Genomic DNA, 20,649 nt, shown 5'->3' with positions numbered 1-20,649 from the left:
TTGGCCCAGTAAGGGTCAACCGGGGATTTTTGTGCCGCGCCAAAATTCCCCACTTTGCCCCACGGATGAGGCGCTGGGTGGGCAATGGTGGGGTGGTTGCCCCATGGACTTAGCTAAAAGTCCTCGATAACACAGCATATGGGGTCGGTGTGTGGAGTGGGGCTCATTATGTTGGTGTTGCAGGTGGGGTCAAAGGGGTGGTTGCGGCAGACTGTCAAGGCCTTTTGTGGGATTTCTTCCCACTGGAAAAACTATTGTCTAGCTGCAAGTAATAGAGAGTAATCCGGGGGACACGCCGCTTTAAGTGGGTTAGGTGGGGGAAAGTGGGGTAGAGTGGGGCGCAGCGGAGGAAAGAGGGGCTCAAGGGCCTCGATTCTGAAGTAAGAGAATCCGGAGTTTTCGAGTAAGGAAGGTGGACGCCGGGATGTTTCTCGGAACCTATACTCCGAAGCTCGATGACAAGGGACGTCTTACGCTTCCGGCAAAGTTTCGCGATGAACTCGCGGGTGGCCTCATGGTCACCAAGGGGCAGGACCACTCGCTGGCCGTGTACCCGCGGGAGGAATTTGCGGCACGCGCACGGAAGGCTGCGGCGGTTTCTCGAACCAACCCAGAAGCACGAGCTTTCATTCGTAACTTGGCAGCAAGTGCGGACGAACAGCGGCCGGATGGGCATGGGCGCATTACGTTGTCTGCGGGGCATCGGGAATATGCCAATTTGTCCAAGGAGTGCGTTGTGGTTGGCTCTGTGGACTTTCTCGAAATTTGGGACGCAGCCGCGTGGGCTGAGTACCAGTCGCAAACTGAAGATGCTTATTCGGCAGCAGATGCCGATGACGTGCTGGCGGGCTTGCTCTAAGCCTGCACAAGAGTGCGTGTAAGGACTCTGTCCGAGGCGGATGATTCTGGTGTACTTCCCCGATATCAGAAACCTGCCTCGGACAGGGCCCTATACGCACTCGCATGCTTTCCACCACTGGAAGTCAGGGAATTTGAGAAAGGGGGTTGCGGGGAGACATGGCTACCAAAGACCTAAATTATGATGTGGCCGAAAACCACGGCCACGTGCCGGTCATGCGCGAGCGCATGGCTGATCTCCTGCGCCCCCAGGTAGAAGCGGCGGGGGATAAGGCCGTGCTTGTCGACGCCACCCTGGGCGCCGGTGGCCACACACGCTACTTCCTGGAATCTTTCCCCGAGGTGCGGGTTATTGGTGTTGACCGCGATAAGCAGGCGCTGCGCAATGCCACCGAACGTCTTGCGCCCTACGGTGATCGCTTTGTCGGCATTAATGCGCGATTCGATGAGCTGGGCAGCGCCATCGCGGAAGGTGAGGGCGATATCTTTGATTCGGCCCGCACTGTAGGAATTGCCGGCGCCCTTTTTGACCTTGGTGTTTCCTCAATGCAGCTAGACCAAGCTGACCGCGGATTCGCTTATAAGTCGGATGCGCCACTAGATATGCGCATGGATCCTTCGCAGGGGATTACTGCGGCGGATGTACTCAATACCTATTCGCACGGCGACTTGGCTCGCGTCCTCAAAACCTATGGTGATGAGCGTTTCGCGGGAAAAATTGCCTCCGCCGTGTTGAAAGAGCGCGACAAGGATCCTTTCGTCAACTCCGCGCGGCTCGTTGAGCTACTTTATGATGTCATTCCCGCTGCGACCCGCCGTACCGGAGGTCACCCCGCCAAGCGCACCTTCCAGGCGCTGCGGGTTGAGGTCAACCGTGAGTTGGAAGCTATTGAAAATGTCCTGCCGGTCATAACCCAGGCACTTTCGGAAGGTGGCCGTGCCGTATTCATGAGCTACCAATCTTTGGAAGACCGCATCGTTAAAGCAGCCTTCAAAGAACTGACTACGTCCAAGACGCCGGCTGGGTTGCCGATGGATCTGCCAGGCACCGCGCCGAAGTTCAAGATCGTTACGCGCGGGGCGGAAAAGGCCTCTGAAGAGGAAATCGCGGAAAATTCACGAGCCGCGTCGGTGCGTGTTCGTGCCATCGAAAGACTCGAGGGAATGCCAGAATTTCTACCGCCGGGAGGCAGGCAATGAGCACCATCCCACGCCGCAACCACCTAAAGACTGACAGCCGCGACAGAGAGGCCACTCGCACCATGGGCGCCAGCCGAGACTTCACCACCGGAATCGATACCGGAGCCCCGACGGCGCTGCGCGAGCGTCCCAGCACTAAGCGTGCTCCGAGCCGCACGCGCGTGCCACACCGCAGCACGAAGCGCCTTGGCTCGAAGCAGGTAGTGAGCTTCCGCGGACGCCAGCTGCAGCCGCAGACGAAGAAGAACGGGCTCCTTACCCGGTTGGGCGTCATTTCCCTCACGCTGCTAATCGTCGGCGTGGCCTTGGCCATGTGGCTGTCGGGTCTGTCCACCAAGCAAACCTTTGCCATCCAGCAGCTGACCGTGCAGGATTCCCAACTGGATAACCAGATTGAGACCCTCAACCGCGATGCAGAAAATCTCAGCTCTTCTGCTGATATTGCGCGCCGCGCGGACGAAATGGGAATGGCTATTCCTAAGCAGCCGGGCATTGCGGAAGTTGGCGGCGATGGAAAGATCGTCGACAAGCGCGAAGGCACCCCGGATACCGAAAAGCTTATTGATGTCAACGGTGAACCAATCCGCCCGGGCCAGGCTTCCAGCGACCCAAAGGATACGGAGGGGATGTCGGATTCCCTCAATGCCGTGCCACAGGGACAGCAGCGCACCAGCAATGGTGGCGATGCCGACCGTAATTCGGATCGTGAGGCCGGCGCAGCCGGCACCGCCCAGGACAATGCGCGACCCAACCTTCCAGCCCGTGCGCCGTATGCCAGCCGCGCCGAGTAGCTAGGGAAGAATAATCGGTGAAAAAGATGATGCTCGCGCGTGGTGGCGCGGGCATTCTCACTTTTGTAGGGCACAATCAATACACGCAAGAAATTGTGGCGGAAAAAGGGAAGGTGACACTGGACTGTGACTACGCCAAGTAAGGCTAGGCGCCGCCCGCGCCGCTCGACCAGCTCCGCGGTGCCGCAAAAGAAGATGATGCGCAAACGCCTGCGCATCATCGTATCCGTGGTGCTCGTGGCGATGGTCGTCCTCGCTGGCCGCTTGGCCTGGGTACAGCTTGTGTGGGGCCCAGACCTTTCCGCCAAGGCCGTAACGCAGCGCGAGCGTGTCTATATCGAGCCGGCCCGTAGGGGAGAAATCCTGGACCGCGATGGCCAGCGCTTGGCCTACACGATGAAGTCTCGTTCCTTGACCGTCTCGCCGACCCGCCTGCGCGATGAGCTAAAAGACAAGGCCGAGATCGAGGCCCAAAAAGATGGCTCGACCGAGGGCATGGATGATGAGAAGCTGGATATCTTCCTCACCAAGAAGATGGAGGAGACCCTCAAGGACATGTCTGAGGGAATCCCGAAGCTGATTGAAGATTCCGGCGCCTCGACCTCCAAGGTGGATAAGGACGACATCCTCAATAAGCTCAAGGCCGATACCCAGTATGAGGTACTGGTGCGCAACGTCGATCCGGATGTTGCCGTAGAGATCGCCAATAAGTACCACGGAGTGGCAGCGGACCGCCAAGACATCCGCCAGTACCCCAACGGCGCCATTGGCGAAAACGTTGTGGGCAAGGTGTCGATGGACGGCCATGGACAGTTCGGTTTCGAGGCCGCGCGCGATACGGAACTTACTGGCATTGACGGCCAGTCCACCGAGGACGTATCCGCAGATGGCCAGGTGATCCCAGGCACTCTGCGTGACGTCGTGGATACCGTTGATGGTCGCGACGTCACCCTCACTCTGGATTTGGACCTGCAAACCTACGTTCAGCAAAAGCTGGAAAAGGCCAAGGCCAACTCTAAGGCTTCCGGTGCGGAAGCAGTGGTCCTCGATGCTGCCACCGGCCAGGTCCTTGCCATGGCCAATACCGATACCGTGGATCCCAATAAGAATGTTGAGGATCAGCTTGATGAGGGTAAGGACTTTGAAAACCGCAGCGTCTCCCACCCTTATGAGCCGGGTTCTGTAGCCAAGGTGGTTACCGCGGCTGCTGCACTGCAGGAGGGCGTGACCACCCCGGATGAGGTGCACCAGGTCCCCGGTTCCATCGATATGGCGGGCGTGACGGTCAACGATGCCTGGGAACACGGCACCGAGCCGTATACCACCACCGGCATCTTTGGTAAGTCCTCCAACGTCGGCACCTTGATGATCGCCGATAAGTTGGGCCAAGAAAAGTACGCCGAGTACCTCAAGAAGTTTGGGTTGGGCAATACCACCGGTATTGAGCTGCCGAACGAATCGGCCGGCAGCGTCCCAGACTTGGAGCAATGGTCCGGCGGCACCTTCGCTAACCTGCCTATTGGTCAGGGCCAGTCGTGGACCACCTTGCAGATGGCCAGCGTGTACCAAGCGTTGGCCAATGGCGGCGAGCGTATCGAGCCGCGCATCATTGACTCGGTCAAGGGGCCGGACGGCAAGGACGAAAAGCTAGAGGAACCGGAAAAGAACCAGGTGGTGAGCCCAGAGACCGCCAAGACTACGGTGGATATGTTCCGTGCCGTCTTCCAAGACGATGATGCAGGCCTACAAAACGGTACGGCCGGCAATGCGCAGCTTAAGGGCTATCAGCTTTCCGGCAAGACCGGTACAGCCCAGAAGGTGGACCCAAATACTGGGGCATATTCGAATTCCGCCTATTGGATCACCTTTGCTGGCATTGCGCCGGCCGATGATCCGCGCTTCGTTGTTGCCGTCATGTTGGATGAACCCAAGTCCGGCGTGGAGGACAATGGAGGCGGCGGCCAGTCGGCGGCACCTATCTTCCGCGATATCGCCTCGTGGCTACTTAATCGTGACAATATTCCGACTTCGAAACCAGCACCGCGGCTGACCCTGCGGGCACAATAGGAGCTTAGTATGACCGTTTCTTTGGATACTCTCGCCCAGCTTTCTGGTGGGCGCGTCATTGGTGATGCCTCCGTGGAGGTCTCCGCGTGCGGGCTGGATTCTTCCCGTTTGCCGGAAGGCGCGCTCTTTGCCGCCCTGCCGGGAACGCGCGTACACGGCGCGCAGTTCGCTCGCGATACCAAGGCTGGAGCTGTGCTTACCGACGCCGCCGGGCTCGACCTGCTTACCGAGGCCCAAGAGACCCGCCCCATTGTGGTGGTGGAGGATATTCGAGCCGTGCTCGGTCCAATCTCCGCTGAGATATATGGCCACCCGACCCGTGACCTGACGGTCATCGGTGTTACCGGCACCTCCGGCAAGACCACCACCAGCTACCTGCTGGAGGCCGGCCTGCTTCACGCCGGGCACTCCGTGGGCCTTATCGGAACCACCGGTACCCGTATTAACCGCACGCCGGTTCCCACCTCGCTCACCACGCCTGAGGCGCCGACCCTACAAGAGCTTTTCGCGCGCATGAAGAACGAGGGCGTTACCCACGTGGTGATGGAAGTGTCCTCGCACGCGCTGGAGCTAGGACGCGTGCGCGGAACTCGGTTTGCGGTAGGCGGGTTTACGAACCTGAGCCAGGACCACCTTGATTTTCACCCCACGATGGAGGACTACTTCCAGGCAAAAGCGAAGCTCTTCGCCGGGGAGCAGGCGGCCGAACGAGCCGTCCTCTGCATCGATGATGAGTGGGGCGAGCGCATGCGCGACGTCGCCAAGAGCGCAGGCCACCCAGTTGCTACGGTTGCCACCCAGGGCGCTGCGGCCACGATTAGCGCGCGCCAAACCGCCACTGAGGCCACCGGTGCCCAAGAGGTAGCCCTGAATTATGACGGTGCCGATTTCACCTTCCGGCTGCCGCTGCCTGGCGAGTTCAATATCGCCAATGCTTGCTTGGCGCTCGGCATGGCCACCGCGGTAGGAGAGGACCCTGCGGAGTTCCTATCGGGCGTGGAGAAGGTCGCAGTCCCCGGCCGTATGGAGCGCATCGACCGCGGCCAAGACTTTGTGGCCGTGGTGGATTACGCGCATAAGCCAGCGGCCATCGCTGCGGTGCTCGACACCCTGCGTGGTCAGCTGGAGGGAACCACAGGTCGCGTCGGCATCGTCGTCGGCGCCGGCGGAGACCGCGATAGCTCTAAGCGCCCCATCATGGGCGCAGCCGCAGCCAGCCGCGCTGACCTTACCGTGGTTACCGATGACAACCCGCGCTCCGAGGACCCCGCCACCATTCGCGCGGCGGTGATGGCGGGCGCGCGTGACGCCGCCCCCCAGGGCGATATCCGCGAGGTAGGCTCACGCGCCCGTGCCATCGATGAGGTAGTCGATTGGGCCGAGCCGGGCGATGCTGTCATCGTCGTGGGCAAGGGCCATGAGGTGGGACAGCTAGTGAACGGAAAGACGTTGCACTTTGATGACCGCGAGGAAATGGCCCGCGCTATCGAGGAAAAGCTGGCCGGAACCCCGCACCGCGATACCCTTGGGGATGCGAAGGAGTAGACATGATTCCACTTTCTATTGCCGATATTGCCGAAATTACCGGGGGCAGCCTCGATTGCGTGTCTGACCCAGACCAGCGCGTTACCGGGTTCATCGAATTCGATTCCCGCAAGGTAACTAAGGGAGGGCTCTTCCTTGCCCTGCCCGGTGCCCGTGTGGATGGCCATGACTATGCAGAAAAGGCCATCGAGCAGGGCGCAGTGGCGGTGTTGGCGGCGCGGCCGGTGGGGGTTCCGGCGGTCGTCGTCAAGCCCCAAGGCCGCGTTACCGGCGATGCCGCCAACGCCGATATCTATGCCCATGACGAGGACGGCTCGGCCGCCGCGGTGGTGCAGGCGCTTTCCGATATCGCGCGGGAGGTCACCCGCCGCCTGACCGCCGAGCAAGGCCTAGACATCGTGGGCGTAACCGGCTCGGCCGGAAAGACCTCCACCAAGGACCTACTGGCCACGATTTTCCGCGCTGAGGGCGACACCGTGGCTCCTCCCGGCTCCTTTAATAACGAGGTCGGCCTGCCGTATACCGCTTTGCGCTGCGATGAGCATACCCGCTTCCTAGTCGCCGAAATGTCTGCCCGTGGCATCGGCCATATCCGCCACCTGACCACCATTACCGCGCCTACTGTCGGCGTGGTACTCAACGTCGGTACCGCACACTTGGGTGAGTTTGGCTCACGCGAGAATATTGCCCAGGCCAAGGGCGAGCTCGTGGAAGCCTTGCCCTCGGCAGCTGAGGGCGGCGTCGCCGTGCTCAATGCCGATGATCCTTTCGTCGCCGGCATGGCGCCGCGCACCTCAGCCAAGGTCGTCTACTACTCGGCCAATAAGCCGCCGGCTTCCGACGCCCAGTACTACGCCAGCGATATCCAGCTCGATGACGTCGCCCGCCCCTCGTTTGTGCTGCATGCTCCGGGAACGGACCCACTTCCGGTGAAGCTGCAGGTCTTTGGCAAGCACCAGGTTTCTAACGCTTTGGCAGCGGCCGCGGCTGCTATCGAATCGGGCATGGACCCGCAGGTGGTAGCTAATGCGCTATCCGGGCACCAGAATGCCTCGGAACACCGCATGGACGTGCGTACCCGCCGCGATGGAGTAACCACCATCGATGATTCCTATAACGCCAACCCCGATTCCATGCACGCGGCCATTGCCGCGCTGGCCTATACCTCGGCCGCCCGACCGGATGCCCGCGCCATCGCCGTGCTCGGTGAGATGGGCGAGCTCGGCGGAGAAGCAGTGGCCGCCCACCGCGCATTGGGAGAGGTGCTTTCCAAGTACCACGTTGACCACCTCGTGGCCGTGGGAGACAACGATAATATGAGGGCCATGGTTGAAGCCGCACAGGCGCGGGGTATAAATACTACTATCAGCCCGGATGTTGACGCCGCTGCGGCGGCGGTCGAAGACATCATTAGGGTAGCGCCTGCCGGCATCGAAGATTGGACCGGGCGCGAGGCCAAAGATGTAGTCCTCATCAAGTCGTCGAATGCCCAGCGCCTGTGGCGCGTGGCAGAACAGCTCAATCGCCGTTAGTCCTCAGTACAAGGAGAAAGACCTCTAGCAATGACTCAGATCATTATCGCGGGCATCCTCAGCTTCCTCGTCGCGATCTTTACCACTCCCATGTTGGTCCGCTACTTTTCCGGGGTAGGCAAGGGGCAAGAAATTCGCGAGGACGGGCCGCAACTGCACTTGCGCAAGCGCGGCACGCCCACCATGGGCGGTCTCGCGATTTTGCTGGCTATCACCGTGGCCTACCTCGTAGTGGGAATTTATGCCCGCGCGACTGGCAACGGTGGTTTTAGCCCCTCTGGTCTCTTGGTTTATTTCCTCACGATGGGCCTTGGCGGGTTGGGCTTTGCCGATGACTTCATCAAGCTATTTAAAAAGCGCAACCTTGGCCTGAACAAGACCGCCAAGCTGGTAGGGCAGCTGGCTGTGGCGCTCATCTTCGGCATTTTGGCGCTGCAGTTCCCAGACGAGCACGGATTGACGCCAGCGTCTACCAACCTTTCTTTCGTTCGCGATTTTGAAACCTTCGACATCGCCGTGGGCGGTGCCGTCATTGGCACCATCGTTTTCCTAGTCTTTCTTTACCTACTCATTGCTGCGTGGTCGAACGCCGTGAACCTCACCGACGGACTCGACGGCTTGGCCGCAGGCACCACCGCGATGGTGATGGGTGCCTATGCACTGATTTCCTTCTGGCAGTTCCGCAACTCTTGCGCCGTGTCGCCAGCGGCAGGGTGCTATGAAGTTCGCGATCCGCTCGACTTGGCCGTGCTGGCTGCAGCTGGCCTGGGTGGTTGCTTGGGCTTTTTGTGGTGGAATGCCGCACCGGCAAAGATCTTCATGGGCGATACCGGTTCGCTTGCGCTCGGTGGCCTCGTCGCCGGCCTTTCGGTGACCACTCGCACCGAGCTGCTCATGATCATCATCGGCGCCATCTTCGTGATTGAGACGGTCTCCGTAGTTATCCAGATCATCGTCTTCCGCAGCACCGGTAAGCGCTTTTTCCGCATGGCGCCTATCCACCACCACTTTGAAAATGGTGGCTGGGCCGAGACCGCCGTGGTCACCCGCTTCTGGCTGCTCAGCGCCATGGCCGCTATCGCCGGCGTATGCATCTTCTACGGCGACTGGCTGTCTGCCGTCGGCTTTGCTTCCTAAAACTCATGCCTTTTTAGCTTTATCGAGGAAAGAGGAATAGAGATGACCGAGTTGCCATCCTCGTTGCGCGGGCGAGTGCTCGTGGCCGGGGCGGGAGTATCGGGGCGCGGTTGCGTCGCTATGCTGGCAAGCCTCGGGGTGGATACCACCGTGGCAGATTCCAACGAGACCGCGCTGGCGGAATTGGCGGAGGAATTCGGTGTAGCAACCGTCTCCGTCGATTCTGCCGCCCAGGGCGAGTTTGACCTTGTGGTTACTTCGCCGGGCTGGCGTCCCGATTCGCCTTTGTTGGTTGCTTTCCAGGACGCTGGGGTAGAGGTTATCGGCGACGTGGAGCTGGCGTATCGCTTGGATCGTGCGGGCGTCTTCGGCGCGCCGCGTACCTGGCTGGTAGTTACCGGGACTAACGGCAAAACCACCACTACCGGTATGTTGGCCCAGATTATGCAGGCTGATGCCAAGCGCACCGGCAACCGCGCACTGGCGGTGGGCAATATCGGCGTGTCGCTTTTCGACGCCCTCACTGCCACCCCTCGCGTCGACGTTCTCTGCGCAGAGCTGTCTTCTTTCCAGTTGCATTGGTCCAGCCACTTGCGCCCGGATGTGGGCGTGCTACTGAATTTGGCTGATGACCACCTGGATTGGCACGGATCATTCGATGCCTATGCCCGCGCAAAGGCCAAGGTGCTCTCCGGTGACGTCGCTGTGGTAGGCAAGGATGACGCCGAGGCGGTCCGCTACGCCGCGGATACCACAGACCTCTACGGCTTTACCGCCGCTGAACCCACACAGGGAGAGGTGGGCGTAAGTGCCGGCCGTCTTGTCTCGCGGCTTAACGAGAAGCGCGAGGATCTCGCGTCCGCAGAGGGCATCGAGCCCGCCGGCCTGGCAGGAGTCCTAGACGCTGCGGCCGCAGCCAGCGTCGCGCGTCTGGCAGGCGCCACCCCAGAGTCCATTGCGCAGGGGCTGGCCGCATATACCGTCGCCGGGCACCGCGGCGCTGTGGTCCATGAGCATTCCGGCATTACGTTCATCGATAATTCCAAGGCCACCAACCCACATGCGGCGGATGCGGCGCTCAAGGGGCTCAATTCCGTGGTCTGGATTGCCGGCGGGCAGTTGAAGGGCGCGGAGGTAGACGGGCTCGTCGCCAAGCACGCCGCCCACATCAAAGCCGCGGTAGTCCTAGGTGTGGATAGGGAAGAGGTGGCCCGGGCCCTCGCCGCGCACGCGCCGCATGCCCCGGTGGACGTCATTGAAACGCAGGAGCCTTTTGCAGCCATGAACGCTGCGGTGGAGGCTGCACTGCAACACGCCGACGCCGGGGATACCGTTCTTTTGGCGCCGGCTGCGGCATCGTTGGATATGTATACCGGCATGGCTCAACGCGGTGATGTATTCGCCGCGGCCGCGCGGGAGCTTACCCGTAAGTAGAGCTTTAGATTTAAGGATCAGGAGAACACATGACGGCCACCTCCCAGCAACGCCCGCGCTCCAAGAGTTTTGGCGACCGCGTTCGCGAGCTGCGCGAGCGAGCCCGCCAGGAAGCCGGCCTTGATTACCAGCTGCTGCGCTTTATCATCTTCTTCCTCGTCGGCATCGGCGTGCTCATGGTCTTTTCTTCCTCCATGGCTACTTCCCTCACCGAGGACGGCGGCGTATGGAACCAGGCATTGCGCCAGTGCGTGATGGTGTTCTTGGGCCTCGTTGCCTTTTGGTTTGGCCTCAAGGTGTCGCCGCATACCCTGCGCAAATGCGTGCCGTGGATTGTGGGCTTGTCTATCATTTTGCTCATCGCCGTGCTGATCCCCGGCGTGGGCACCGGCCGCGAGGAGGTAGGTTCCCAGTCCTGGATTTACTTGGGACCGTTCTCCCTGCAGCCCTCGGAGCTTGCCCGCGTCGCCGTAGGCATGTTTGGTGCGACCGTATTGGCGGATAAGGAGCACAAATCCATGAAGGTGACGGATCCCTTCATGATGTACTCCCTCATTGCCGGCGTTATGTTCTTGCTCATCGTCCTTCAGGGCGACTTCGGTATGGCTTTGTCCTTGGCCCTCGTGGTTGTCTTCACCCTGATTTTCGCGGGTGTCGACTGGCGCGTTCCGGCGACCATCGGCGTCGCAGCCGTGTGCGGTTTGCTGTTTATCTTCCTTTCTGGCGGCTTCCGGTCCAACCGCTTCCACACCTATTTCGATGCCCTCGTAGGCAATATCTCCGATACTCAAGGTACGGGTTTCCAGTCCTATCAGGGCTTTCTCTCGCTTGCCGACGGCGGCTTCTGGGGCGTTGGCATTGGCCAATCCCGTGCCAAGTGGTTCTACCTGCCCGAGGCGAAAAATGACTTTATTTTCGCCATCGTGGGTGAGGAACTCGGCTGGTGGGGCGGTGCGCTCGTCATCGTGCTATTCGCCGCACTGGGCTATGTGGGCTTGCGCACCGCGATGCGCGCACAGAACCAGTTCCAGTCCCTGCTGGCCGCAACGTTGACCATCGGTGTGGTCACCCAGGCCTTTGTGAATATTGGCTACGTCATTGGCCTGCTGCCGGTGACCGGTATTCAGCTGCCCATGATTTCTGCCGGCGGTACCGCGGCGATCATCACGATTGGCTCGATGGGCATCCTGTGCAACGTGGCGCGTCACGAACCGATGCAAATTTCCGCCATGCAGAATTTCGGCCGCCCGCTGTTCGACCGCCTTTTGTTCATCGGCGAGCCGCAGCCAGTGCCGAAGCCGAAGAAGAAGCAGCAGGGCCGTCACGCCCGCCCGCAGGAGCCGCGCTCCCGCGTGCGCGAGGAGCGCTTTGGTCGCCCCGTAACCGGAAGCGGCCGCCGCTATCCGCGCGCCGAGCGCCGCTATCGCTAGGCGGCGCTGGTAGCCTTTAGGCTATGAATTCCACGCCTATTTCCGTCGTCATCGCAGGTGGCGGCACCGCCGGACATATTGAACCCGCCCTCGCCGTGGGCGAAGCTTTGCGCGAGCGCCACGGCGCACGCATCACCGCTCTCGGTACCGAAAAGGGCCTCGAGCGCGATATCATTCCCGCCCGCGGCGTGGACCTTAGCCTGATTACCCCCGTGCCAATCCCGCGCAAGGTCAACGCGCAGCTCTTCAAGCTACCGTTCAACCTCTCCCGCGCGGTGGGGGAGGCCAAGCAGGTACTCAAGGATGTCGAAGCGGATGTCGTCTTTGGCACCGGCGGCTACGTGGCCGGGCCGGCCTATATCGCTGCGCGATCCCTCGGCATCCCGTTCTATGTTCTCGAGACCAATGCTTTGGCTGGAATGGCCAATAAGCTCGGCGTGAAGATGGGCGGCATTGGACTCAACGCCCACCCGGATTCTGGCATGCCGGGCGAGGTCGTTGGCATTCCCGTTCGGCCGAGCCTGGCAGACGACCCGAATGGCAACCTGGCCGCAGACGCGCGCACCAAGTGGAACCTGGCCGAGCTTCCCACCATTCTCATCACCGGCGGGTCCCAAGGCGCAGCCAGCATCAACCGCGCCGTTGCCGGAGCGGTAGAGGACTTGGCACAGGACTTCCAGCTTCTGCACGCCTATGGCAAGAAGAATGACCCGCCCGCAGAACACCCGAACTACGCCGCACTGCCGTATATCGAGGACATGGGCTCCGCCCTTGCGGTAGCTGACCTCGTCGTGTGCCGCTCCGGCGCGATGACCGTTGCCGAAGTATCCGCCGCAGGCCTGCCGGCCATCTACGTTCCGCTGCCGCACGGCAATGGCGAACAGGCGCTCAATTCCCGCGAAGTGGTCGAGGCAGGCGCCGCCATCCAGATTCCGGACGCGGAGCTGACCCCAGCGCGACTCATCTCCGAGGTGCGCGGCATTCTCGATGACCCGCAACGCCTCGAGTCGATGACGCTCGCCGCCGCCCATGCCAGCGCTGGGGACGTGGCCAATTCCATCGCAGACCGCATCGCCGCCCGCGTATCCGAGGCCGAAGACGCCGCTGGAAGGAAGGATAAGTAAATGACCGATCCCGCACACTACGATCTGCGCCGCGTCCACCTCATCGGCATTGGTGGTTCCGGAATGTCGGGGCTCGCGCGAATCCTCGCCGCTCGCGGCGGAGTGGTCACTGGTTCCGATGTCAAAGACTCCACCCCGGTGGAGGTGCTGCGGACCATGGGCGCCAAGGTCGCCATCGGCCATGCCGCGGAAAATCTGCGACTGTCAGGTGAGCTGCCTACCGTCGTAGTAACCTCGTTTGCCGCCATCCCCCAAGACAACCCGGAGCTAGTAGCCGCAAAGGATAACGATATCCCGGTAATTCGCCGCTCCGATCTGCTCGCCGCCTTGATGGAAGGCCACCAGCAGGTGTTGCTGGCTGGCACCCATGGCAAAACCTCCACCACGTCGATGACCGTAAGCGCGATGCAACACGCGGGTCTTGATCCTTCCTTCGCCATCGGCGGCCAGCTCAACCGCGCGGGTACCAATGCTCACGGTGGCACCGGGGAAGCGTTCGTCGCCGAGGCTGATGAATCCGATGCCTCCCTGCTGCGCTATAGCCCTGACGTCGCGGTGCTCACGACTATCGAGCCCGACCACCTCGACTTCTTCCACAGCGAGGAAGCCTATTTCCAAGTCTTCGATGACTTTGCTGACTTGGTTACCCCGGAGACCGGCTACCTTGTTGTGTGTGCTGAAGACGAGCATGCTGCCCGGGCTGGCGAGCGGGCGCTGGAGCGCGGCATCAACGTCGTGGCCTACGGCTCGCCGGAGAAGTCTTTTACCTCTACCGTGCCACTGGCCGCCGAGCTGGTCCGCGAAGAGACCACCGCGGAAGGCATGGACACCACCGTCAAAGTCAACCTTCCTGGCGTTTCTGAAACCGTGCGCTACGAGCTGCAGATCCCAGGCCACCACATGGTGCTCAATTCCATGGGCGCCTTGATCGCTGGCGTGCTCTCCGGCGGCACCCCGGCTGACATCGCCGAGGGATTGGCTGATTTTGGCGGTGTGCGCCGGCGCTTTGAGTACCGGGGGAGCGTCGACAAGCAGGGCAAACCCGTGCGGGTCTTTGATGATTATGCGCACCATCCCACCGAGGTTGCGGCAGTGCTGCGGGCCGCCCGCGCCAAGGTCGAGGCGGAAGGCCACGGCGGGCGCGTTATCGCGTGTTTCCAGCCGCACCTGTACTCGCGCACCATGGAATTCGACGCCGAGTTTGCCCAGGCACTCTCGCTTGCCGACGCCGCCGTGGTACTCGACATCTACGGCGCTCGCGAACAGCCCGTGGAGGGAATTACCTCCCGCATCATTACCGATAAGATGCCCGCTGATATGCAGGTCATCTTCGAGCCGGATTTTTCCGCCGCCGCCCGCGACGTTGTGTCGGTGGTGGAGCCAGGAGATGTGGTGCTGACCATCGGAGCTGGCTCGGTAACCATGGTGGCGGCGGAAATCCTCGATGAATTGCGGGCAAGCTAGTGCGCGTATCCGCAAAGCTCATCGCTGGGGTCATCGCCGCAATTGTCGCCGTGGCGCTCATAGCGGCCGCCGTGATGTGGACAGTTCCGGTCCTGAAGGTACGCAATTTTCAGGTGGAGGGCGTCCATCAGCTCGATTCCACACAGGTGGAGGAAGCCTCTGGGGTTCCCAAGGGCGAAAATTTGCTACGCGTTAATGCGCGCGAGGCAGCTTCCGGTGTTGCTGGATTGGACTGGGTCGATTCGGTGACAGTCTCTCGCGATTTCCCTTCGACCTTGACCATCAACGTGTCCGAGCACAAGGCTGTGGCGTTTGTAAAGCGCGATAATAAGCCCTTCCTGATCGACGACAAAGGCGAGGAGTTTACCTCCGCTGAGCCTCCCGCGGGCGCGGTTGAGGTGACGGGCTCCGTCGATAGTGGCTCGCCGCAAATCCAGGATGCCGTGCGAGCGATTGCAGCGCTTTCCGACGACGTCCGCAAACAAGTAGCAAAGCTGGAAGTGGCGGGCGAATATTCGCTGACTTTCACCACCAAAGATGACCGGCGCATCTTCTGGGGTGCCAGCGATTCTAACGATGAGGACAAGGCGCATGCTTTTGCCACAGTGTTGAAGATGGAAGGCCGCGAGTGGAATATTTCCAACCCTGAGTTAGTCACCACCCGCGGATAGGGCGACGGGTGCCCCCGCAGGTGCCTTTATCGCTCTTGTGGGCCCGTGCAGCACCGCTTAGGCGTGTGCGCTGCACGGGCTCTTTTTAGTGCCTGAACCGTGGGGCGGATGATGCGGGTGTGACTTATAAAACCGCAGGTGAGCAACCCTAAAGTGGAACTTGAGGGTCTCGACACGCGGAAAATGTGCGTGAAAATTACACCGCTGTCGTTAAAGATGGAAAGGAACGCGATTCGCCTTCGGCGGAGCGCATTACATTCCTCGTTTAATGCACGTGCAGACTTAAAGTAGCGAAAGGTGAGACCTACTCACATGATCTCTTCCAATAACAATCTCGCGGATATCAAGGTCGTCGGCGTCGGCGGCGGCGGCGTCAACGCCGTCAACCGCATGATCGAAGAAGGCCTCAAGGGTGTTCAGTTCGTCGCCATCAACACCGACTCCCAGGCCCTCATTTTCTCTGACGCAGATACCAAGCTCGACATTGGCCGTGAGGCCACCCGCGGCCTCGGTGCCGGCGCCAACCCTGAGGTAGGCAAGACCTCCGCGGAAGACCACAAGTCCGAAATCGAAGACGCGCTTGAGGGCTCCGACATGGTCTTCGTGACTGCCGGCGAGGGCGGCGGCACCGGCACCGGTGCTGCTCCGGTCGTGGCGTCTATCGCGAAGAAAATGGGTGCGCTGACCGTCGGTGTTGTCACCCGCCCGTTCAAGTTCGAAGGCGCTCGCCGTACCCGCCAGGCCATGGCCGGTATTGAGGAGCTGCGCGAGGTCTGCGATACCCTCATCGTCATCCCGAACGATCGCCTGATGCAGCTCGGTGGGGAAGAGCTCTCCATCGTTGAGGCTTTCCGTGCTGCCGATGAGGTGCTGCACAATGGTGTGCAGGGTATTACCAACCTGATCACCATCCCGGGCATGATCAACGTCGACTTTGCGGACGTCCGCTCCGTTATGTCTGACGCTGGCTCCGCGCTGATGGGCATCGGTTCCGCCCGCGGTGATAACCGCGCCATGACTGCTGCTGAGCAAGCCATTAACTCCCCGCTGTTGGAATCCACGATGGAAGGCGCCAAGGGCGTGCTGCTGTCCATCGCCGGCGGCTCCGATCTCGGCCTGCACGAAGTAAACGCCGCCGCCTCCATGGTGGAAGAGCGCGCTGACGAAGACGTCAACCTCATCTTCGGTACCATCATCGATGACACCCTGGGCGATGAAATCCGCATCACTATCATTGCCACCGGTTTCGATGCCGAGGCCAATATGACCCAGGCCGCTGCGCAGCAGCAGCCGCAGCAGGAACAGCGCAAGCCGGGCTCCCTTTTTGACAATCGCCAGCGCGAAGCCGCAGAACCCGTCACCCCGGCACCGGCGCAGCCCGCTGCCGCTCAGCCGGTACAGGATGACTACTCTCCGCGCCACTCCTACGAGCCGCGCGCCGGCCAGGAGCGAGAGCGCTACGCCCCGCAGCGCCCCGCCGAGGAGCGTCGCCCAGAATCTAGCGGTCTGTTCACCAACTCTGACCGTTTCTCCCGCGAGGAGCGCCGCGATGACTACCGTTTGTCCCGCCCGTCGCAGCGTCGTGACGATGACGGCGACGACGATCTGGACGTGCCTTCCTTCATGCGCTAAGCGCAAAGCGCTACGCTGGTGTGCATGCCAGTAAACGAGGAACATCGCACCACACGCCCCGTCCGCATGGTTTTTACTAGCCGTGCTGGCGGGGCGTCTGCTATTCCATACGACTCCTTCAACTTGGGGCACCACGTCGGCGATGACCCCGACGCGGTTGCCGCTAACCGCGAGCGCCTGAAGCGCGTGACCGGTCTGGACGACATCGTGTGGATGGAACAGCTTCACACCAATACCGTCACCGTCGTCGATGGTCCACAGGACGAGCCCGTGCCAGCCACAGACGCAATTGTCACCACCCAGCGCCGCTTGGGCTTGGGCGTCCTTGTTGCGGATTGCACGCCGGTGCTGCTTGTCGACGTCACCGCTGGCGTCATCGCCGCCGCCCACGCTGGCCGCCTTGGCGCCCGCAACGGCCTTGTGGTCAATACCGTGCGCGAAATGCAGAAGCTTGGCGCACAGCCCGAGCGCATTCAGGTGGTCATGGGGCCGGCCGCTTCCGGAAAGAACTACGAAGTGCCTGAGGAAATGGCCAATGACGTCGAGAGTCGCTTGCCCGGTTCCAAGACTCGGACGTCGAAGGGCACGTGGGGCATCGATGTGCGCGCAGGGCTGATTCGCCAGCTCATGGGGCTAGGCATCACCGCGATTGAATCCGACCCGCGCTGCACCATCGAAGACGAAGACTTCTTTTCCTATCGCCGCGAAGGCACCACCGGCCGCCAGGCTGGATTAATTTGGTTGGAGGCTAAGTAATGTCAGACCGAAAGGCACAGCTAGAACAAAACCTATCGGCCACCCTTGCCAAGATTGAACGGCTAGCAGCGCAGTCAGGGCGAAAACCACCGCAGCTGTTGCCGGTAACGAAGTTTCACCCAGCTGCCGATATTGCCCTGCTGGCAGAGCTAGGAATTACCGACGTCGCCGAAAACCGGGAGCAAGAAGCCCGCGCCAAGGCCGCTGAGCTGCCGCAGCTGCGTTTCCACATGATTGGCCAAATTCAGACCAAAAAAGCCAACCATGTGGCTCGTTGGGCCGCCAGCGTCCATTCGCTTGATTCCCTCAAGCTCGCCCACGCGCTGGAGCGGGGAGTTTCCTTAGCCAAGGAACGAGGCGAGCGCGAAAGCAATTTGCCGGTATTTATCCAAGTCTCCGCCGACGGCGATGGCGCTCGAGGTGGGGTAACTCCGGACGCGCTCGATGAGGTCGTGCGTGCCGTGGAAAAAGCGCAGCACCTAGAACTTGCCGGACTCATGGTGGTTCCGCCACTTGATGCCGATGCTGGCGAGGTATTCCGAAACGTCCGCGGAGAGGTAGATCGCTTATCCTCTGAGCTGAATCGACCGTTGAAATTCTCTGCTGGCATGAGCGCGGACGTGGCCGAGGCAATTGCTGCGGGCAGTGATATCGTGCGTGTCGGAACCAGTATCATGGGGCCGCGGCCAGTAGGTTAAAAATATCGCAAAAGCGCATTTCACGGCGTAAATCACATGAGTCACACTAGACACATTTTACGCGTTTAGGCTTGTACAAATTTAGGTCAGAGGGAGACCCAAAAATGTCATTCATTGATAAGACGAAGGATTTCTTCGGGCTGGGCCCGGTGGACATCGAAGAGGACGATGCCTACTACAACGAGGAGCCGCGTTACTCCGAAAATAGCTCCTCGGCCTACGCGCCTCGCCGCGCCCCGCAGTCCTATGAGCCGGCTCCAGCGCAGGAGGAATTCGTTCCGACCATCGTGGCCATCTCGCTGACGTCTTTCAATGATGCCGCCAAGGTAGGCGAGCCCTTCCGCGACGGCGATGCCGTTGTCTTCGAGTTGACTGACGCCGAAAAGGCCACCGCCAAGCGCTTCATCGACTTCGCTGCCGGCCTCTGCTTCGGCCTGGAGGGGCGTATGCTCAACCTCACCAAGGGCATGGACACTGAGCGCAAGGTCTTTTCCATCGTGCCGAAGTCTGCGGACATTGCAAAGCACGAGCTCGAGCGTGCCGCAGGCCTGCGCTAAGCGGCGCGGTTCATTTAGCCCCCGTGGAGTGCCGATTGGGCACCCGCGGGGGTTTATTCGATAGGCTCGGTCATTGTGACACAACTCGGAATTATTCTTATCCTGCTCGTGCGGATCTATACGTGGGTGCTCATCGCCCGCATCATTATTGAGATGATCCAGTCCTTCTCGCGGCAGTTCAACCCTCCACGCTGGTTCATGGTTGTAGCGGAGCCTCTGTTTGTAATTACGGATCCGCCGGTCAAGGCGTTGCGCCGCCTGATCCCGCCTCTGCAAATGGGCGGCGTAGCGCTTGATGTATCGGTGCTTGTGCTGTTCGTCTTGCTCTCGATACTCACAATGATCTTGCGGATAATTTTTCCTGACTTAGCACCCCCGTCGCCTCGAAACCTGTGGTAAACGTTGAGACTCGGCGGGGCGTCGATTATTGTGGGCGTTTGGTTACGATAAATCGCGATAACCCGTATTATGAACCACATGTACCTTTGTGGGGAAGGTTTAGCTAGACCTGAACCGCACTCCTAAGGCCCTGGAAGCTCCGGGGTTGTACCAACCTGAAGGGGAAGAGAAGACATGCCACTGTCACCAGCTGATGTTCACAACGTCGCGTTCAGCAAGCCGCCAATTGGCAAGCGCGGCTACAACGAAGACGAGGTGGATCAGTTCCTCGACCTCGTAGAGGACGCCCTTGCCCAGCTGCAGGATGAGAACGAAGACCTGCAGGCGCAGGTTAGCGATCTGAACTCCCAGGCCAAGGCGGGTGCTGGCGCCGGTGCTGCTGGTACCGCAACTGCGGCTTCCACCCGCACCGATGAGGCTGCGCTGCGCAAGGAGATTGAGGCTAAGCTGCGCGCCGAGTACGAAACCAAGCTGGCGGACTCCAAGTCCGAGGTTTCCCGTGCCAAGGAAGAGACCAAGAAGGCACAGGAGCAGGTTAAGGCTGCCCAGGCTGAGGCTTCTAAGGCACAGGCATCTGGCTCTGCCGCTGCTTCCTCTTCCGCAGACCTGAAGGCAGCCCGCGATGAGGCGGCTCAGGCCAAGAAGGACGCCGAGGCAGCTCGCGCCGAGGCAGCCCAGGCAAAGAAGGACCTCGAGGCTTCTAAGAAGGAAAACGACGAGCTGAAGAAGTCGGCTTCCGCAGCTGGTTCCTCCAAGGCTGGTGCAGCGGCTGCGGGTATCGCAGGCGCTGGTGCGGCTCAGACCGCCGATGGCCTGGCCACCCCAGAAACCCACATGCAGGCTGCCCGCGTTCTGGGACTGGCACAGGAGATGGCAGACCGCCTGACCTCCGAGGCTCGTGCGGAGTCCGAGTCCATGCTGTCCGAGGCACGCACCGCCGCCGAGAAGCAGCTGACCGACGCCGATTCCCGCTCCAAGGCACAGCTTGCTGACGCCCAGAAGAAGTACGACGCCCAGCTGCAGGACGCAGATTCCCGCTCCAAGAAGCTGGTATCTGACGCTGAGGCTAAGGCAAAGCAGACCGAGTCTGATGCTTCCTCTCGCGCAGAGGCACAAATCCGCCAGGCAGAGGAGAAGGCTGCTTCCCTGCAGGCCGATGCCGAGCGCAAGCACACCGAGGTTATGAACACCGTCAAGCAGCAGCAGACCGCACTGGAGGCTCGTATCTCCGAGCTGCGCACCTTCGAGCGCGAGTACCGCACCCGCCTGAAGACCCTGCTGGAGTCTCAGCTGGAAGAGCTGGCTACCCGCGGCACCGCCGCACCGAACGGCGAGGCTGGCAACAACTAAGCCA

Annotated in this window: 19 protein-coding genes; all 19 read left to right on the top strand. The window is 61.0% G+C overall.

The features are described from left to right. The first annotated feature begins 424 nt into the window (after positions 1 to 424). The 19 genes from mraZ to MHY13_RS04570 all read left to right on the top strand — a co-directional run bounded on the left by mraZ (position 425) and on the right by MHY13_RS04570 (position 20,645). The gene (gene mraZ, locus MHY13_RS04655) at positions 425 to 859 is read left to right on the top strand and encodes a division/cell wall cluster transcriptional repressor MraZ (RefSeq protein WP_005324499.1); all 435 of its coding nucleotides are present in this window, start codon (positions 425 to 427) and stop codon (positions 857 to 859) included. A gap of 158 nt (positions 860 to 1,017) precedes the next feature. Then, positions 1,018 to 2,058: a 16S rRNA (cytosine(1402)-N(4))-methyltransferase RsmH gene (gene rsmH, locus MHY13_RS04650; RefSeq protein ID WP_239281479.1), complete on the top strand. Its 1,041-nt coding sequence runs from the start codon at positions 1,018 to 1,020 to the stop codon at positions 2,056 to 2,058. Further along, positions 2,055 to 2,849 (top strand): hypothetical protein, encoded by a 795-nt coding sequence (locus MHY13_RS04645; protein ID WP_239281456.1) that lies wholly within the window; start codon positions 2,055 to 2,057, stop codon positions 2,847 to 2,849. Before rsmH ends, MHY13_RS04645 begins: the two co-directional genes overlap by 4 nt. A 17-nt stretch (positions 2,850 to 2,866) precedes the next feature. Next, positions 2,867 to 2,992, top strand: coding sequence for a hypothetical protein (locus MHY13_RS12185; protein WP_255726974.1), 126 nt, complete (start codon positions 2,867 to 2,869; stop codon positions 2,990 to 2,992). Between the two features lie 55 nt (positions 2,993 to 3,047). Next, positions 3,048 to 4,916, top strand: coding sequence for a penicillin-binding protein 2 (locus tag MHY13_RS04640; RefSeq protein WP_239281672.1), 1,869 nt, complete (start codon positions 3,048 to 3,050; stop codon positions 4,914 to 4,916). 9 nt (positions 4,917 to 4,925) lie between these two features. Then, positions 4,926 to 6,461, top strand: a complete 1,536-nt coding sequence (locus MHY13_RS04635; protein ID WP_239281454.1) for a UDP-N-acetylmuramoyl-L-alanyl-D-glutamate--2,6-diaminopimelate ligase — start codon at positions 4,926 to 4,928, stop codon at positions 6,459 to 6,461. 2 nt (positions 6,462 to 6,463) lie between these two features. Continuing rightward, the gene (gene murF / locus MHY13_RS04630; RefSeq protein ID WP_005328922.1) at positions 6,464 to 7,993 is read left to right on the top strand and encodes a UDP-N-acetylmuramoyl-tripeptide--D-alanyl-D-alanine ligase; all 1,530 of its coding nucleotides are present in this window, start codon (positions 6,464 to 6,466) and stop codon (positions 7,991 to 7,993) included. Positions 7,994 to 8,023: 30 nt separating this feature from the next. Continuing rightward, positions 8,024 to 9,130 (top strand): phospho-N-acetylmuramoyl-pentapeptide-transferase, encoded by a 1,107-nt coding sequence (gene mraY / locus MHY13_RS04625; RefSeq protein ID WP_204608350.1) that lies wholly within the window; start codon positions 8,024 to 8,026, stop codon positions 9,128 to 9,130. Between the two features lie 42 nt (positions 9,131 to 9,172). Further along, a complete protein-coding gene (murD, locus tag MHY13_RS04620) occupies positions 9,173 to 10,564 on the top strand; it encodes a UDP-N-acetylmuramoyl-L-alanine--D-glutamate ligase (RefSeq protein ID WP_239281452.1) in 1,392 nt (463 codons plus the stop codon). 29 nt (positions 10,565 to 10,593) lie between these two features. Continuing rightward, on the top strand, positions 10,594 to 11,994 hold the full coding sequence (locus tag MHY13_RS04615) for an FtsW/RodA/SpoVE family cell cycle protein (RefSeq protein WP_239193619.1): 1,401 nt from the start codon (positions 10,594 to 10,596) through the stop codon (positions 11,992 to 11,994). Positions 11,995 to 12,017: 23 nt separating this feature from the next. Further along, positions 12,018 to 13,118, top strand: coding sequence for an undecaprenyldiphospho-muramoylpentapeptide beta-N-acetylglucosaminyltransferase (gene murG / locus MHY13_RS04610; RefSeq protein ID WP_239281450.1), 1,101 nt, complete (start codon positions 12,018 to 12,020; stop codon positions 13,116 to 13,118). Next, on the top strand, positions 13,119 to 14,582 hold the full coding sequence (murC, locus tag MHY13_RS04605; protein ID WP_239281448.1) for a UDP-N-acetylmuramate--L-alanine ligase: 1,464 nt from the start codon (positions 13,119 to 13,121) through the stop codon (positions 14,580 to 14,582). It abuts the gene before it with no gap. Further along, on the top strand, positions 14,582 to 15,253 hold the full coding sequence (locus tag MHY13_RS04600; RefSeq protein ID WP_204608361.1) for a cell division protein FtsQ/DivIB: 672 nt from the start codon (positions 14,582 to 14,584) through the stop codon (positions 15,251 to 15,253). The genes murC and MHY13_RS04600 overlap by 1 nt, the downstream gene beginning before the upstream one ends. A gap of 312 nt (positions 15,254 to 15,565) precedes the next feature. Continuing rightward, positions 15,566 to 16,885, top strand: a complete 1,320-nt coding sequence (gene ftsZ, locus MHY13_RS04595; protein WP_204608363.1) for a cell division protein FtsZ — start codon at positions 15,566 to 15,568, stop codon at positions 16,883 to 16,885. A 24-nt stretch (positions 16,886 to 16,909) separates the two neighbouring features. Continuing rightward, positions 16,910 to 17,641: a peptidoglycan editing factor PgeF gene (pgeF, locus tag MHY13_RS04590; protein WP_204608365.1), complete on the top strand. Its 732-nt coding sequence runs from the start codon at positions 16,910 to 16,912 to the stop codon at positions 17,639 to 17,641. Beyond that, positions 17,641 to 18,339: a YggS family pyridoxal phosphate-dependent enzyme gene (locus MHY13_RS04585; protein WP_239281446.1), complete on the top strand. Its 699-nt coding sequence runs from the start codon at positions 17,641 to 17,643 to the stop codon at positions 18,337 to 18,339. Before pgeF ends, MHY13_RS04585 begins: the two co-directional genes overlap by 1 nt. A 104-nt stretch (positions 18,340 to 18,443) precedes the next feature. Continuing rightward, positions 18,444 to 18,896, top strand: coding sequence for a cell division protein SepF (locus MHY13_RS04580; RefSeq protein ID WP_005328906.1), 453 nt, complete (start codon positions 18,444 to 18,446; stop codon positions 18,894 to 18,896). A 75-nt stretch (positions 18,897 to 18,971) separates the two neighbouring features. Further along, positions 18,972 to 19,295 (top strand): YggT family protein, encoded by a 324-nt coding sequence (locus MHY13_RS04575; protein WP_239281427.1) that lies wholly within the window; start codon positions 18,972 to 18,974, stop codon positions 19,293 to 19,295. Positions 19,296 to 19,469: 174 nt separating this feature from the next. Further along, positions 19,470 to 20,645 carry a DivIVA domain-containing protein gene (locus tag MHY13_RS04570; protein WP_239228170.1) on the top strand — a complete coding sequence of 392 codons (1,176 nt, stop codon included), beginning with the start codon at positions 19,470 to 19,472 and terminating at the stop codon, positions 20,643 to 20,645. Positions 20,646 to 20,649 lie beyond the last annotated feature (4 nt).

This window comes from Corynebacterium sp. ACRPE (assembly GCF_022347435.1).
GTDB classification, from domain to species: Bacteria; Actinomycetota; Actinomycetes; order Mycobacteriales; family Mycobacteriaceae; genus Corynebacterium; species Corynebacterium tuberculostearicum_D.
This window is presented reverse-complemented; position numbering and strand designations above follow the sequence as displayed.

What these genes read in the sequence shown, in the direction of transcription:
- murD (WP_239281452.1), top strand. Translation starts at nt 9,173, where the DNA reads ATGACCGAGTTGCCATCCTCGTTGCGCGGGCGAGTGCTCGTGGCCGGG.
- MHY13_RS04570 (WP_239228170.1), top strand. Translation starts at nt 19,470, where the DNA reads ATGCCACTGTCACCAGCTGATGTTCACAACGTCGCGTTCAGCAAGCCG.
- MHY13_RS04615 (WP_239193619.1), top strand. Translation starts at nt 10,594, where the DNA reads ATGACGGCCACCTCCCAGCAACGCCCGCGCTCCAAGAGTTTTGGCGAC.
- mraZ (WP_005324499.1), top strand. Translation starts at nt 425, where the DNA reads ATGTTTCTCGGAACCTATACTCCGAAGCTCGATGACAAGGGACGTCTT.
- MHY13_RS04585 (WP_239281446.1), top strand. Translation starts at nt 17,641, where the DNA reads ATGTCAGACCGAAAGGCACAGCTAGAACAAAACCTATCGGCCACCCTT.
- MHY13_RS04640 (WP_239281672.1), top strand. Translation starts at nt 3,048, where the DNA reads ATGCGCAAACGCCTGCGCATCATCGTATCCGTGGTGCTCGTGGCGATG.
- murG (WP_239281450.1), top strand. Translation starts at nt 12,018, where the DNA reads ATGAATTCCACGCCTATTTCCGTCGTCATCGCAGGTGGCGGCACCGCC.
- mraY (WP_204608350.1), top strand. Translation starts at nt 8,024, where the DNA reads ATGACTCAGATCATTATCGCGGGCATCCTCAGCTTCCTCGTCGCGATC.
- MHY13_RS04635 (WP_239281454.1), top strand. Translation starts at nt 4,926, where the DNA reads ATGACCGTTTCTTTGGATACTCTCGCCCAGCTTTCTGGTGGGCGCGTC.
- rsmH (WP_239281479.1), top strand. Translation starts at nt 1,018, where the DNA reads ATGGCTACCAAAGACCTAAATTATGATGTGGCCGAAAACCACGGCCAC.
- MHY13_RS04645 (WP_239281456.1), top strand. Translation starts at nt 2,055, where the DNA reads ATGAGCACCATCCCACGCCGCAACCACCTAAAGACTGACAGCCGCGAC.
- ftsZ (WP_204608363.1), top strand. Translation starts at nt 15,566, where the DNA reads ATGATCTCTTCCAATAACAATCTCGCGGATATCAAGGTCGTCGGCGTC.
- murF (WP_005328922.1), top strand. Translation starts at nt 6,464, where the DNA reads ATGATTCCACTTTCTATTGCCGATATTGCCGAAATTACCGGGGGCAGC.
- MHY13_RS04580 (WP_005328906.1), top strand. Translation starts at nt 18,444, where the DNA reads ATGTCATTCATTGATAAGACGAAGGATTTCTTCGGGCTGGGCCCGGTG.
- pgeF (WP_204608365.1), top strand. Translation starts at nt 16,910, where the DNA reads ATGCCAGTAAACGAGGAACATCGCACCACACGCCCCGTCCGCATGGTT.
- murC (WP_239281448.1), top strand. Translation starts at nt 13,119, where the DNA reads ATGACCGATCCCGCACACTACGATCTGCGCCGCGTCCACCTCATCGGC.